Source organism: Ignavibacteriales bacterium (assembly GCA_016709155.1).
Lineage (GTDB): Bacteria > Bacteroidota > Ignavibacteria > Ignavibacteriales > Ignavibacteriaceae > JADJEI01.
In genome coordinates, this window is record JADJEI010000006.1 from 1 (window position 1) to 13,746 (window position 13,746).

At 36.9% G+C, this 13,746-nt stretch carries 19 protein-coding genes and 1 tRNA gene; 10 read left to right on the forward strand and 10 right to left on the reverse strand.

What is annotated here, in order from left to right:
- Positions 1-522: 522 nt before the first annotated feature.
- From IPH11_10460 to IPH11_10480, 5 genes are all read right to left on the reverse strand, one after another.
- A complete protein-coding gene (locus tag IPH11_10460) occupies positions 523-678 on the reverse strand; it encodes a hypothetical protein (protein MBK6914039.1) in 156 nt (51 codons plus the stop codon).
- 364 nt (positions 679-1,042) lie between these two features.
- Positions 1,043-1,864, reverse strand: coding sequence for a DUF935 family protein (locus IPH11_10465; protein MBK6914040.1), 822 nt, complete (start codon positions 1,862-1,864; stop codon positions 1,043-1,045).
- Positions 1,865-1,901: 37 nt separating this feature from the next.
- Positions 1,902-2,264, reverse strand: coding sequence for a DUF935 family protein (locus IPH11_10470; protein ID MBK6914041.1), 363 nt, complete (start codon positions 2,262-2,264; stop codon positions 1,902-1,904).
- A gap of 42 nt (positions 2,265-2,306) precedes the next feature.
- On the reverse strand, positions 2,307-3,764 hold the full coding sequence (gene terL / locus IPH11_10475) for a phage terminase large subunit (protein MBK6914042.1): 1,458 nt from the start codon (positions 3,762-3,764) through the stop codon (positions 2,307-2,309).
- Positions 3,749-4,096: a hypothetical protein gene (locus IPH11_10480; GenBank protein MBK6914043.1), complete on the reverse strand. Its 348-nt coding sequence runs from the start codon at positions 4,094-4,096 to the stop codon at positions 3,749-3,751. The genes terL and IPH11_10480 overlap by 16 nt, the downstream gene beginning before the upstream one ends.
- 169 nt (positions 4,097-4,265) lie before the next feature.
- Between IPH11_10480 and IPH11_10485 the strand changes: the two genes are divergently transcribed.
- The 10 genes from IPH11_10485 (at position 4,266) to IPH11_10530 (ending at position 9,226) form a co-directional block, all read left to right on the forward strand.
- On the forward strand, positions 4,266-4,751 hold the full coding sequence (locus IPH11_10485; protein ID MBK6914044.1) for a hypothetical protein: 486 nt from the start codon (positions 4,266-4,268) through the stop codon (positions 4,749-4,751).
- Between the two features lie 12 nt (positions 4,752-4,763).
- On the forward strand, positions 4,764-5,273 hold the full coding sequence (locus tag IPH11_10490; GenBank protein MBK6914045.1) for a hypothetical protein: 510 nt from the start codon (positions 4,764-4,766) through the stop codon (positions 5,271-5,273).
- 50 nt (positions 5,274-5,323) lie between these two features.
- Positions 5,324-5,476, forward strand: coding sequence for a hypothetical protein (locus IPH11_10495; GenBank protein ID MBK6914046.1), 153 nt, complete (start codon positions 5,324-5,326; stop codon positions 5,474-5,476).
- 29 nt (positions 5,477-5,505) lie between these two features.
- A complete protein-coding gene (locus tag IPH11_10500) occupies positions 5,506-6,429 on the forward strand; it encodes a hypothetical protein (GenBank protein MBK6914047.1) in 924 nt (307 codons plus the stop codon).
- A 71-nt stretch (positions 6,430-6,500) separates the two neighbouring features.
- The gene (locus tag IPH11_10505; GenBank protein ID MBK6914048.1) at positions 6,501-6,716 is read left to right on the forward strand and encodes a hypothetical protein; all 216 of its coding nucleotides are present in this window, start codon (positions 6,501-6,503) and stop codon (positions 6,714-6,716) included.
- A complete protein-coding gene (locus IPH11_10510) occupies positions 6,713-7,141 on the forward strand; it encodes a DUF2190 family protein (GenBank protein MBK6914049.1) in 429 nt (142 codons plus the stop codon). Before IPH11_10505 ends, IPH11_10510 begins: the two co-directional genes overlap by 4 nt.
- Before the next feature lie 436 nt (positions 7,142-7,577).
- On the forward strand, positions 7,578-7,835 hold the full coding sequence (locus IPH11_10515; protein ID MBK6914050.1) for a hypothetical protein: 258 nt from the start codon (positions 7,578-7,580) through the stop codon (positions 7,833-7,835).
- A 73-nt stretch (positions 7,836-7,908) separates the two neighbouring features.
- Entirely contained in the window at positions 7,909-8,127 is a 219-nt protein-coding gene (locus IPH11_10520; protein MBK6914051.1) for a hypothetical protein, read from the forward strand.
- Between the two features lie 725 nt (positions 8,128-8,852).
- Positions 8,853-9,047, forward strand: coding sequence for a hypothetical protein (locus IPH11_10525; GenBank protein MBK6914052.1), 195 nt, complete (start codon positions 8,853-8,855; stop codon positions 9,045-9,047).
- Positions 9,047-9,226, forward strand: a complete 180-nt coding sequence (locus IPH11_10530) for a hypothetical protein (GenBank protein ID MBK6914053.1) — start codon at positions 9,047-9,049, stop codon at positions 9,224-9,226. The genes IPH11_10525 and IPH11_10530 overlap by 1 nt, the downstream gene beginning before the upstream one ends.
- A 175-nt stretch (positions 9,227-9,401) precedes the next feature.
- Here IPH11_10530 and IPH11_10535 read toward each other — a convergent pair.
- From IPH11_10535 to fusA, 5 genes are all read right to left on the reverse strand, one after another.
- Positions 9,402-9,475, reverse strand: a tRNA-Ile gene (locus IPH11_10535).
- A gap of 62 nt (positions 9,476-9,537) precedes the next feature.
- Positions 9,538-10,395: a DUF72 domain-containing protein gene (locus IPH11_10540; protein MBK6914054.1), complete on the reverse strand. Its 858-nt coding sequence runs from the start codon at positions 10,393-10,395 to the stop codon at positions 9,538-9,540.
- Positions 10,396-10,400: 5 nt separating this feature from the next.
- Positions 10,401-10,925: a hypothetical protein gene (locus tag IPH11_10545; GenBank protein ID MBK6914055.1), complete on the reverse strand. Its 525-nt coding sequence runs from the start codon at positions 10,923-10,925 to the stop codon at positions 10,401-10,403.
- Positions 10,926-10,990: 65 nt separating this feature from the next.
- Complete coding sequence (locus IPH11_10550; GenBank protein MBK6914056.1) at positions 10,991-11,467, reverse strand: HIT domain-containing protein; 477 nt, start codon at positions 11,465-11,467, stop codon at positions 10,991-10,993.
- Between the two features lie 156 nt (positions 11,468-11,623).
- Entirely contained in the window at positions 11,624-13,717 is a 2,094-nt protein-coding gene (gene fusA, locus IPH11_10555; protein MBK6914057.1) for an elongation factor G, read from the reverse strand.
- Positions 13,718-13,746: the final 29 nt, after the last annotated feature.

The following is a 13,746-nucleotide window of genomic DNA, read 5'->3' on the forward strand; positions in this document are numbered from 1 at the left end:
AATAAAACAATCCATAAATCCAACACCCTTAAAACAACTTTCATTCTCATACTCCTCCCTAAAGAAGGATAACAATAAAACAATTCTTCATCTTAATTTTTAAAGGATAATTTTTTATTGTTGTCATAAATCAGAGCCTCTATTTTGTATTCTAAACATTTCCTGAGATGTACTCAATTCATCAATACATTGGAAAGCCAGTATTACATAAATTACATTATAGGACAAGCCAAAATGTGCTGTCTGAACCTTATCATTCTATCGAAGTCCTATAATGTGAACTTATGTAAACTCGGCACTGAACCTTATCAGTTCATCATCGTTCCGCTTCAGGTGCAGGCACTTGCTGGCTTTCGCCTGACGGCTTAGCATCAGCTTTCCGTGCAGCGCACCTTCCGCTCCACTCACATTGAGCGAGCCTTTTCTTAGATCAATTTAAAAACAAAATTAAACAATCCCTCTGAGAGGGGAGAAGGGTGTGTTCCTAACTCCCGCCTTAACCTTGCTTCGTGTAAAGTAGTGTTAAGCTCCTCTCCTATTAAACGAATTTTGACTGTCATCCTGAGCTTGTCGAAGGATGAGCTTGCCGCTTGCCACGAAGAAGCTTGTCGAAGTGTTTTTCATTATTAAAATATTATACATTCTATCATTACTCTCGCTTCGGACGGCTCCACCCACCCACCCGCCGCCGTCCTTCGCTCAGTGAATTCCTTTTCTTTATTTAATCATAAACCAAATAGAGCAAAACAAAACCACACTAATCCTCTCTCATTATTCCGGTTTTACTGTAAACGTAAGTCTGTCTATCTGTGCCGGGACGTGGGGGTGGCTCACGCACTCGACACACCCCCACGCCCTTACGATCTCTATTTATTTTTTCCATATCTTAGTTCTCTGCAGAATGCCCGTATCCGCTTATGCGTCGCTCCGGTTAGTTTGCTTTCGGCTGAAGCCTGCAAACTAACACACGCATCAAGCGGAATACTTTCTTAATTGGTGTATTAATCTTACTCCTCACTTTAATCTTTTCTCTTTTATCTTTTTACTTTATTCTTTTACCTTCTTTTATCCTACTTTCCGTTTGACTTTTGACATCTGACATTTGACCCATAACAAACTCCCCCTCCTCCAAATTATACCGCTTCACGAAATACTCCTTCGTGAACCTAACCCCGATCTCACTCAGCGCCTTATCCCGCTCCGTACTGTGCTCGATCACGTTCTCTTTTTTCCTTAGCACCACCTTCGGTGCGTCAGTCATTCCGAAGTTCAGGTAACAGTAGTACTCAAGAAGAATATTAAGCGCATTCTCCACAATCTTCTTATCAGTAATCCCTAAGTACTCCAGCATCTCCCTATGGATTTCCGCCGCCTTATACGAACCAACACTCTGAAGCTCTGTTGTCAGAGTAACAGTTAGCACCGCCTTACTTACTTCATTATTGTGGAACTTAGCTAAGTTCTCGTACAACTGACCTATATCATACTGCGGACTCTCCTTTATCTCAATCACAGTACTATCAGGAAATATCGCAGTCTGATTTTCAATCATCAACTCTAAGTTCTCAAGCAGAATATCTTTATCAGGTTCAGTAGCACTCGGCGGATACCTGCCGATAAGGTAAGGCATCCCGAACTTCTCCATCATCACCTGCCAAAACTCCACCCCCGAACGCTTAAACGTCACCGCCCAATAACATCTGCTCAATATCTTTTCACCGTAAGGATTAGTGTAAGTCGGATGATACCTGCTCACAATAAACTTAAAGTCCGGTAACTTTTCACCCTCCTCAAATACATAACTGCCGTTAATTCTTTTTCTTAATCTTAATTCATTATCCCTGTTAAATATAAACCACTCTATAGGCTTGCTGACAACATCAACCGGACAAGCTCATCATTTATCTTTTCCATTCTATCTCTCCGATTGACATTCCAAAGAATACGCAATCAAGAATCTCTCCCATCACTTTTGTGATAGGAAGATTATTTATCAACTCAATTGCTTTGCTTTTTAGCTTCTCATCTTTATGATTTACCTCCAACTCCATCTGCAGTACCTGCATCTTTCGTTGTTGAATAGTTGACATCAAATGAGGATCAGTCAGCAAGTCACGATAAATATTATAATCATAATTATTCTCTGCGAGAATAGTATCAGGATCAGGCAGAGCACTAAACAACTGATAATACAAATCGAGTTTTTCCCTTGTAGCAAACTCTTTCAAAAGTTTCATATTTCCATTCTTAAATTTCTTACTCATTTTATCTCCAATTTATTTTAAATATCCCATTCCCAATTGAATTTATCCCCTTCTCCTTTGGAGAAGGGCGAGGGATGAGGCTCTTCTAACTTTCCTCCTCAGCCTCTCATTTGTTCTTTCCCTGCTCACCACTCTTATCTCACTACTGACCGCTCTATTAACTGTCTTGCAATAATTCAAAAACTGACTCACAGAATCCACCACATCATCAAACTCCCCATCCGGAAAGTCCTCACACTCATTCACAAGGTCCTTAACCCAACTCTCACCAACAGGCAGCTTAACCCTGCCTGCCTCAATCAGCGGAGTAATCGCGTGCACTCTTGCAATCTTGTCTTTATCAACTTTGACCGCTTTAATCGGCAGTCTCGTTTCCCTCTGCAGTTCCTGAATAAGTGATTGCCCGCTTGCCTTATCTTCGATAAGAATTTCATTCGGTCTGAAAAGCTCGTATAATCTTATACTATGCTTTTTCAATTCCGGGAACTCAACCCTACCCCGCCACATATCAATCAAATAATAACCATCTTCAGCAGTTTTCCAGGTAGTACAAACAGAATAATCATTCCCCTCCCCATCCTTAAAACCTGTATCCCAGCTTTGAGTAATCGCAGTGACTTTTTTCTCAAGAATGTACTCTCTTTCATAATACTTCCACCAGCTTGAATCAATAACCCCTTTAGATTCCTTATCAATAAACTTCCCAAACACTTCCTGATCTCGAAGCATCGGTGAAATTTCCATCACAAGATTATCAATCTCACTTTTTTCAATGTACGGATTATCATACGAAGAAAAATTAAATGCAGCCCATTGCAAATTCCCCTCTTGAGAGGGGTGCAGGGGTGTGTTGCCTTGTTTGTCAGGTAATACAAGTGGTGTGTTGCTTTCTCTGCCCGGAAGTTCAAGGGGTGTGTTCTTTCCTGTTTCACCTTTCACGCTTGTCCCTTTGGGATTTGACGTTTCACATTTCTGAAACAGTTCATAAAACAAATGCTTCTCATTCGTTTTCTTTACACTCTTCCCCTTTGGCGTTCCGCCAATAAGCACCTTCGCCTTAAAGTCCATAATCATCGGCATAATACTCTCAGTCCAGAGTCTCCTATTCTTGAGCACAATCCCCGCCTCATTGATAACAATGAGTGCGTAGCCAAAGCCTTCGATATTCTCAGGCTTATCGGCACTCCTGAAGTCACAAATACTTTTCCCGATCTTAAGATCATTCCTGTTTGCGCGGTACTTATAATATTCTTTAGGTATAGTCCGAAGTACAGGCATAAAATATCTCTCAACATACCGTTCGATATTTCCATAAATAGTATCAACCCAAAGCACCGGCGATACCCCTTCGATCATCTGCTCCATAACATAATTTGCAAAGCCTCTTGTCAATCCGAACCTTCTGCCTTTTGCTATTATCTTATAACGTGCATCACTCTCAAAAAATATCTTTGACTGGTTAGGATGGTACTTTATTTCTAATTTTAATTCTTTGCCCATTCTTGCTCATTCATTTGGCTGATTGTTCTAACTACTGTCAGTTTAAGTTCACCGCTCTCTTCAACTTTCTCTTTTTGTTCAAGATACTGTTTCCCGAGCCAGATAAGCATTGTAACATTTCCCTGCATTGCAACCTGTATTTGTTTCCGCCTTAACCTCTCTTTAAGATTAGCCTTCCCTTTTGTAAGAAAAATCTCAAAATTCCTTTTCAAGGTATTTTCATCATAACCCAATGCTTCTGATATTTCTTTGTTTGTTAAGCCGTAGGAAGCAAGCTTTTCTATCCTTTGCTCCTCTGTTAATTCTATTTTTTTCTTTGGTTTTTTATCCATTTCAATTCTCTATTGATTTTGCCTAATTTAATTAGTTTTAATATGCAAAAATACTTATTTTATTAAGTAATTCAAAGATTTTATTTGCTTTTATTAGGCTACATACTTATTTTTGCTTTATAAATTTAAGTGTTTATAGCTATTTCATTAATAATTAAGGTTCAATAAAATGGAATTCGAAATATTTAAGACCGGATCACATACTTCTGACAAAGGGATCACAAAAGATTATTCTCTTGATGATCTTAATTTTATAGCTCAGTCTTATGATCCTGAAGTCCAGGAAGCACCGATTGTTATCGGTCACCCTGTTGATAGTTCCCCCGCCTATGGCTGGGTTGAATCTCTTAAGGTTGTTGGCGACAGGCTTATCGCTAAAGCCAAAGACCTCATCCCGGAGTTTAAGGAAGCTCTCTCTAACAAACTTTATAAGAAAAGAAGTATATCGCTTGACTCTGAAGGTAAGCTCCGGCACATCGGTTTTCTTGGTGGAGCACTGCCCGCAGTAAAAGGTTTAGCCGATATTCAATTTTCTGATGAAATTACTAATACAATCGAATTCAGTACTGAATCTTCTGAAGCATCCCTTGAACTTGATCCTGTTCTTGAACCTGAACCTGATCTTGAACTTGAACCTGAACTTGATCTTGCCTAACTAAATAAGGATTTGTTCACTTCTTTTTCAGCAGAACTCGAATCTCTAAGAAACTCTCTAAGTACTTTATCTCAAAACTTTTCAGAGTTTTCAACTGCTAATGTTTCTAATGAATTGGCGAATCTCTCGAACCAGGTTAAGTCTATTACTAACAAACTCGATCTTTCTCAATTCAATCAGCTTCTTGATGATAAAGTCAATTCAGGAAACTTGACTCCCGCTTTGCGGAGCAAGTTAGATTCCCTTGTTGGATTCGTCGGAGCTTATAATTTTTCTGATGGATTTGAGTCTTTTCAATCTAAGCTTGTTAATCATCTATCTGAATTTATCAACTCAATGCCGAAGGTTCTCTATTTAGAAAACTTCGCTGAAAAGCCTAATGATTCGGTTCCTATCAAAGATGATTTTAATGGATTACCTGTTAATCAGGAATCAGCACTTATCCACCGAAAAGCACTTAGCATTATGAAGACTGAAAATATTTCGTACTTAAGTGCAGTTCGTAAAGTCACACAACCTTAATCTTGAACCTGAACTTGATCTTGATCTTGAACTAAAAAAAGGAGAAATAAATGTTCACTAATAAATCTAAATCACCTTTTCTAAAAACTGAAAGAAAGAAGAAAGCTAATGCTGCCTCTTCTAAACCTGAAACCGCTCTTGATACAAAAAAGTATCCATACAGTGATAATCGTGTTTCAGGTAAAACACATAGATCGAAATAATTTATAATCATATTAAGGAGAAAAAATAAATGGGTACACTCTCAAAAAATAGAATCGTTGATCCGGTTCTGACCAATATCGCAAGAGGCTATGTAAACGCTTCGCTTATAGCCTCAAAACTCTTTCCTGTTGTTGGTGTTGATAAGGAAGGTGGTAAAATACCTCAGTTCACTAAAGAAGCTTTTAAGATTTACAATACTGAAAGAGCTATCCGCGCTAAATCAAACAGGGTAAATCCTGATACTCGATCAGAGATTGATTTTGTATTAACTGAACACGATCTTGAGTATCCTCTCGATTACCGTGAAATTGATGAGGACATCACTCCCCTTCGCATTCACGCAGCTACTGTCGTAGCTGACGGCATTGCTCTTAGACACGAGAAAATCGCCGCTGATCTTGCTCAGGATTTAGCTACTTACCCTTCGGGTAATAAAGTCACTCTTGCGCCAGGTGATAGATTTACAACTACTACATCAGATCCTTTCACTATCTTCGATACTGCTAAGGAAGCTATCAGAGGCAAGATTGCAAAACGTCCTAATGTTTGTATAATCGGTGCCCAGTCTTACAAAGCGCTTAAAAACCACCCCGCAGTTCTTGATAGAATCAAATATACCCAAAGCGCTGTTATAACCCCGGAACTGCTTCGTCAGTTATTTGATTTCGATCAGCTTTTTGTTGGTGACGCTGTCTTTGCGGATGATGCCGGTACCTTCAGTGATATTTGGTCTGATAATGTTGTAATAGCTTTTGTTCCTCAACAGCATTCTGATTTACCGCGTTCCTATTACGAACCTGCATTCGCTTATACATTGCAGAAAAAAAACAATCCCATCATAGATACCTATGATGAAGGTGGTAAAGTTGAAATAGTACGAAACACAAATATCTTTACAGTTAAAGTTGTCGGTTCCGAAGCCGGTTACATAATCAATGACACCAATGCCTAATGCAATAACATCCCCTCTGGAGAGGGAAAAGAAGGGGTGTGTATTTTACAAGCACTAACTATGAGGTTAAAATGAACACATACATAATCAAAAAAACTGACCTTTTCTATAAAGGCAAACTCTATCCAGAAGGGACTAATATTGAATTATCAGACGAAGATAAACAAGGTCTTGATGACTACTTAATCCCATATGATAACCACAATCTTTCCGAACCTGATACGGAATCTACATCGCTTCCAGATTTAACAACTAAAACAACAATTAAAAAAAGGAACAATAAATGAAAACAGAAAACCCGGTTCTTATTTCTTCAGTAAAGACTACTGCTGCAATAACTAAGAATTTATTTATCAATTTCAATGGTGGGCTTTGCGCCAATAGTGCTAAAGCACTCGGCGTATCAAATGCAGATGCTGACTTAGGTGAAGAACTTCCTGTAATGATTGCAGGAATTGCTCTTGTTTATTCCGGCGCTGCCATTACTCTAAATGCTAATGGTTATAAGGAAGTCATTTCCGATGGAAATGGTAAAGCTCGCGAAGCTAATAATCTTTCTGTCTCTGTTCCTGCAGGTGCAACCCCTGTTGCATCAACTTCAGCACAGCCTAATCTTACAGAGGCAGGTTCAATACCTCCCGAATCAATCAACGGTTATGCAATGGATGCCGCCACGGGCGCAGATCAACTTATTAGAGTTCGCTTGCTTTAACATTAGTTATTCAATCTTTTTACTTTTAACTTTATTCTTAAAGAGGTGCTTAATTGCACCTCTTTTTTATTGACTCTTATTTTATTTCTTAATAAATTTCTCACGCCATTTTTTCCCTCCTGAAAATATGGTTTCCTTTGAGAGAGATGGACTGTCCTATAATTATTCCTTTAAATATTTCTTTCCCATCTCTCTCTTTTATTATCTTTGTGAAATAGAAAAAATATCCCAAAATAAATCCCTTATTCTTTTATCCTTGACATTTTCCACTCCTTGTTTTAGTTTTCGGTCGATGATTAAATCATCAATATAATATTGTTAGCCTTACAAATGAGGTGTTCAAGTCTGAGCACCTCATTTTTTTTAATTTCTCAACAGGGTTGAATCTAAATATAACTTTATTGTTATAATTTTCTTAACTATCTAAAGTTTTTATATGATAAATTGGCAAATCAATGAATGGGGACAAATCAAAAATATTTCTTGTGACGTTTTAATCTCTGCTCTTGAAAGAGATGAATGGACTCGTGAAATAGCTAATGGAGCAACATTAGTTTACTTGAAAGATAACAATCGCGTTGTCGTTCATTACCATCCCAGGAAAACATTTTATAATCCAACCTTTCTTAAAAAACTTATTGATAATATTGGGTGGTCAAAGGATGACTTAAAACGTTTAAAACTAATTAAATAAACTTCGTTTTTTTACAAATTGATATTTTATTACTTTTTTGATAATCATTTATTTTACCATACTTTTGTATGGTATGGCAAAGAAAATATTTTGGTCTCAATTATTTCTTAAAAATATTCAACCGGAAGATCCTGAATATTGGCAAAAAGCCTATGCAGAATTGCTTTATAGGTTAGATGATTATAACGAAAAAAACTGCTCTTGTATGCTCTGCAATGAGAAGAAAAACAAACTCATCGAAAGCAAAACCCACCTAAAATCTAAACCCACATTTGAGATGTTATCCTTTTAGATAGTAAAAGTGGACGGCTCGGCTTTGCTTTTCATGTTATTTTTGCTAATATTGCGTCTAAGGCGCTACGTCTCTGTTCTTTGAAGGTATGAAAACGCCTCTTTTTGTGATCGTGAGTTATATTTGTCAAATTGCGGCGAAAATTTTTCTTGATTAGCCTATATTTGCTATTTTGGGGGTTGTGTCAGGGTGGAAGGTGGGCTTGTTGGTGTTCAAATCAGTCGAGCTTTTTTTCTTATTCTACTTAGTATCATCTTTAACCAATTTGTTTATTTGATTCAAATATAACAATTTTATAATTGTTTAATTTATTATGCAATTGTCATAAAATATAACAACACAATAAAAAAATAAAACTGTTCCGCTACTTTCGTGCTGCCGCACTTGAAATCGCTACACAGTCCTATTTTTTTTCATTAAGCCATTCGATTTAAACAATCGCAATGCTAAAACAGAAGAAGCATTGCCATTGTTTCCATAATATAATACCAAATGTTTTTGCCCCTGAATTCAATTTACGTAAGTCATCTTAACCCTTCCTTTTCATTGAAAGCCCATTGTCGTTCTTACCTAACAAGGTAAAGGCAAAAAGGTGTAACACGAATAACGTCACCCCTTTTCGCCTTTACTTTCGGCGCTAAATCCTTTCGAAGTGATTACGGGGCAAAAACGTTTTTTTCGGGGTGTTGTGCCCTATTTATTAACTTAATCGAAAGGATACTTTTATGGATAGCTTAAATGTAAAAAATCAAAACACTGGTGAAATCGTACCGATTCCACCTCACAGATGTCATCGTAATTTGATGATACTGGAAGAAACTCATTCCGTTAATAGCTCGCATAATATAGTAATTGCCCGCCGTTCAAAATGTCGAATTTGCGGAAAGATTTTTGAAGAAGCTGATGATCGGGGTTTATGATGAAAGTTTACGAAAGCAGTCACCCAACAAAGCGGAATTATAAAAAAGTTCCGCAGATCAAAATAAAAAACTCACAGCTTAACGATTCCGGTTTTAATATCGGCAAAGAATTTGCCGTAATCTATCACCCCGGAAAAATTACTTTGGTACTTGTTGAAAATAATAAATCAATAAGCTAATTTGTATTTTCAAAATGTTAATTCTAATCAATAAAATATCAATCCAAAATTCATCAAAAGTAGGTATGTCTAAAAGTCGCTACACAGTCGCTACAAAATCGCTACACAATCAGCGGGATTCAATTCAGCTTTCGAACAAAAGCCTCAAATCCTTTCAGATTTGAAGCCTTTTTCGTGGGCCCAGATGGACTTGAACCACCGACCCTCTGATTATGAGTCAGATGCTCTAACCAACTGAGCTATGAGCCCGATTTTTTGATCGCACAAAAATAATATTTAATAATTCATTTCGCAATGTTATTTCTATTCTTCTAAAGTAATTCTTTTATTTTTTTTATTGTCAGAGGTGCAGAACCTTCAAAATGATTATTGACGTTCACATAGATATCCACATCCTTTTTCCTTATTTCGCTAAATAATTCAGCTAACTTTTTTACTTGTTCGTCACGACTGATATAAATCTTATTCCATTGTTCGTTGCTGATTTTTTCAATTTCTTTCCTTTCCGGTCCGTGTAATCGAAATACACAAATTCCGTTTATATGTTTTTGAAATTTTTGGTATGTCTCTATTGTCGAAGGCATAAAATATCCTTCCAGAAAAACATGAAAAAATCCAAGTTCATCCATAGCAGCAAAATATTTTTCGTTCAGATAATTTGGATTTCTTATTTCTATTGCTACAGGAATATTATTTGTATCAATTTCATCAGCAAATATTTTTAACTTATTCAGAAATGTATTCTGATCAGGCATTTTTAACTTATTCAAATATTCAAACTGAAGCATCACACAACCAAGTTTCTTTCCAAAGGAAGATAAAATCTCAATTGTTCTATTAAAAAGTTCAGCGGATAAAAAATATTTATTTGAAAGCAGAGGCTCTGTTTTACTTTTTTGATAATGGTGAGTGAGGCTGATAGCATTCGGCAGCTTAATAGTAAATCTAAAATCCTCTCCCACGCTTTTACTGTACTCTTCTACTAAGTTATTATCCGGCAGCAGAACTTTATCGTTTGGGAAGAGTGACCAAAACCATTGATCAATTTCGACAGTGTTTAACTGCTTTGAATATTCTTCTAAGTAATTGATCTGTTTTTTTTCTGGATAGACTAAACCCCTCCAGGAATCATATTTCCAACTGCACGTTCCTAATTTTATTGCACTCATTCGAATTAATGCTTAATTGAGTCTATTTCAATTCCATTATTATAAATTCTTGTGAATTGAAGTACTCCATTTGTATCAAGTGATTGCCACTCCCCTTCTCTCAAACCATTTCTAAAAACACCGCTTTCAGAAATTTGCCCATTCTTATGAAACCAAAACCATTTCCCGGTTAGAGTATCGTTTTTGAAATTGCCTTTTGATTGAAGTATTCCTTCAGCATAATAATATTTCCACTCGCCATTATTCTTATTTTTAGAAAGATTGCCTTCAATCTCTAATTTGCCGTTTTCAAAATATAATTTGAATAAACCCTCTTTTACACCATCCTTCACTTCAAATTCAATTTTTTTATCTTTATAAACTGAAACGTATCTGCCGGTGTATGGAATATCAGAAAGTGAGTCAGTATAAAGCAGTCCTTCTTTTACAACTAATCCTTTTTGATTCGAAGGTTTATTATTATTGTCATTACAAGACAAAACAAGGGGGAGCAAAATAAGAATTATCAAAAACACTTTTGGATTAATCATAATTTATATTTGAGGTTTAACGAAATGAAAATGAAATTGCACGTCAAATCTAACTATTATAAACTTCAAGCAGATTTTTTTGTCTGAAGTAAATCCTGCGAGATGACTTTTACTTCGCCAAGAACAGGCATAAAATTAGTATCACCATTCCATCTTGGGACAATGTGAAAATGGATGTGCTCTTCGATGCCTGCCCCGGCGGCTTTGCCAATGTTTGCTCCAATATTAAAACCTTGAGGTTTCAGTACTTTTTCCAGAGCAGACTTTGCGAGTTTTAACTTCTCAAAAATCTCAGCATATTCATCAGAGGTGAGGGATAAAAAATCATCCGTGTGGCGTAATGGCAAAATCATCAGATGACCGTTGTTGTAAGGGTAAAGATTAAGAATTGTAAATGTATATTTTCCTCTATCAATTAATAGGTTGGAGTCTAAATTAATATCTTCCATCTTTACCTGGCAGAAGACACAATCATTTTTGTCTTTCTGATGCTTAAATGAATCAATATACTGCGAACGCCAGGGTGACCAAAGTTTTTCCATTTTCATTCTTTAAAAATAATAGAGGCTGTCTCAAAAGTCTCATTTTGTCAGTCTGAGCTTGTCGAAGACTGATGGCAATGCCATAATGAATTCACACTTCGACTGGCTCAGTGTGACAGTAAAAATTACTTTTAAGACAGCCTCTTAATAATATAATTATTTATCTTCTTCTCTAGATTTTTTATACTCTTCAATGACCTTTTGCTCAATCTCTTTTGGAACATCTTCATAATGAGAGAATTTTCGTTTGTGCACTCCGCGTCCCTGGGTAAGGCTTCTTAATTGAGAAGAATATTTATAAAGTTCTGCTAAAGGAACTTTGGCTTTAATAATCTGGAAGTGTCCATCCGAATCCATACCTGAAATTTTTCCACGACGGCTTGAGATATCACCCATGACATCTCCCATAAATTCTTCGGGAACTGTAACCTCAATATCATAAATGGGTTCAAGAAGACAAGGCTTCGCCATTTCAAAACCCTTACGAAAGCCCATTGAAGCTGCTATCTTAAATGACATTTCATCCGAATCGACAGTATGGAAAGTTCCATCAAACAATGTGACTTTTACATCCACAACTTTATTTCCCGATAGAACTCCTTTTTCCATCACTTCAATAATACCTTTTTCAACTGCAGGAATAAATCTTCCCGGCACTACACCACCAACAATTCCGTTTACAAATTCAAACCCGGTACCACGAGGTAATGGTTCAATCTTAAAATGAACATGACCATATTGTCCGCGTCCACCGGATTGTTTCTTGTGTTTATATTCAACATCATTTGCAGTTCCTTTAATAGCTTCGCGATAAGGAATTTTAGGTTCAACAAGATCAACCTCAACGTTGTATCTTTCCTTTAATCTTTTTACTGCTAATGCTAATTGTAGTTCACCCTGTCCAAAGATAATTGTCTGCGCAATTTCAGGATCATACTTAACATTGAATGATGGATCCTCTTCGTGCAAAGTATGCAAACCGGAAGCAATTTTATCTTCATCCCCCTTTGCTTTAGGAACAATCGCACCCCTAATCACTGCTTCAGGAAATTCAATAGGATGGAGAGTAACGGCAAAATTCTTTGAAGCAAGTGTATTATTTGTGTGTGTGTCTTTTAACTTAACAACCGCACCAAAATCACCCGCAGAAAGCTGAGTTACTTCCTTGCGTGTTCTTCCGTTCAGCATTGATAACTGGGTAAGTCTTTCAATTTTGTTATTTGCTTCATTCACTAAATCCATTCCAGCCTTAATTGTCCCTGAATAAACTCTGAATAAAGAAAGTTCACCAACATGTTGTTCTGCAATTATTTTAAAAATGAATACTACCGGTTCACCATTTGGATCGGGTTTGATTAATACTTTCTTTTTATCTGAACCGAGTACCGCTTCTTCACCACCTCTTGCAGCAGGCGATGGAAAATACTTAGCTGTAAAATCTAAAAATAAGTTTATCCCAACAGCTTTAGCCACCGACAATGCAAAAACAGGCGTGAGACTGCGTTTTAATATAGATTGGCGAATTCCCTCATCGAGTTCCTGCTCGGTTAATACACCTGCTTCGAAATATTTATTCATCAATTCTTCTGATGATTCAGCTACTTTTTCGATTAACTCAGTACGATAAACTTCTGCGGTAGATTTAAGTTCGGCGGGAATTTCAGATTCAGTTACTTTTTTGCTGCCGGGATCTCCGTATGTGTAGGCTTTCATTTTTAATACGTCAATCACAGTTTTAAAATTTACCCCTTCGTTTGCAGGGAAAGAAATTACTATGCTGCCGGAAGATAGTCGTTCTTTAGCTTGCTGAAGTGTTCGCTTGAAGTTTGAGTGCTCATTATCAATTTTATTTATGATAACGGCTGAAGGTAGAGCAAACTCATTAACGAATTTACCTGTAACTTCAGAGCCGACTTCCACCCCCTCGGCTGATTTGAGCAGCATTACAGTGGTGTCGCAGACACGCATAGCAGTTTTTACATCGCCGATAAAATCAGCGTATCCGGGTGTATCAATAATGTTTAGTTTTGTGTTGTTCCATTCGAGGTGAAGCAGTGAAGCAGAAATGGATATCTGTTTTTCAATTTCATTCTGGGTAAAATCGGAAACGGTATTTCCGTCGGTGATATTTCCTATTCTATTTATCTCTCCGGCTGTGAATAAAATCAGCTCGGAGAGAGACGTTTTGCCGCTTCCGCCGTGCCCAATTAAAGCTATGTTCCTTATGGAATCTGGTAAAAAATTGTTCAAAGGATTATCCTCCTAATTTATAGGTAAGA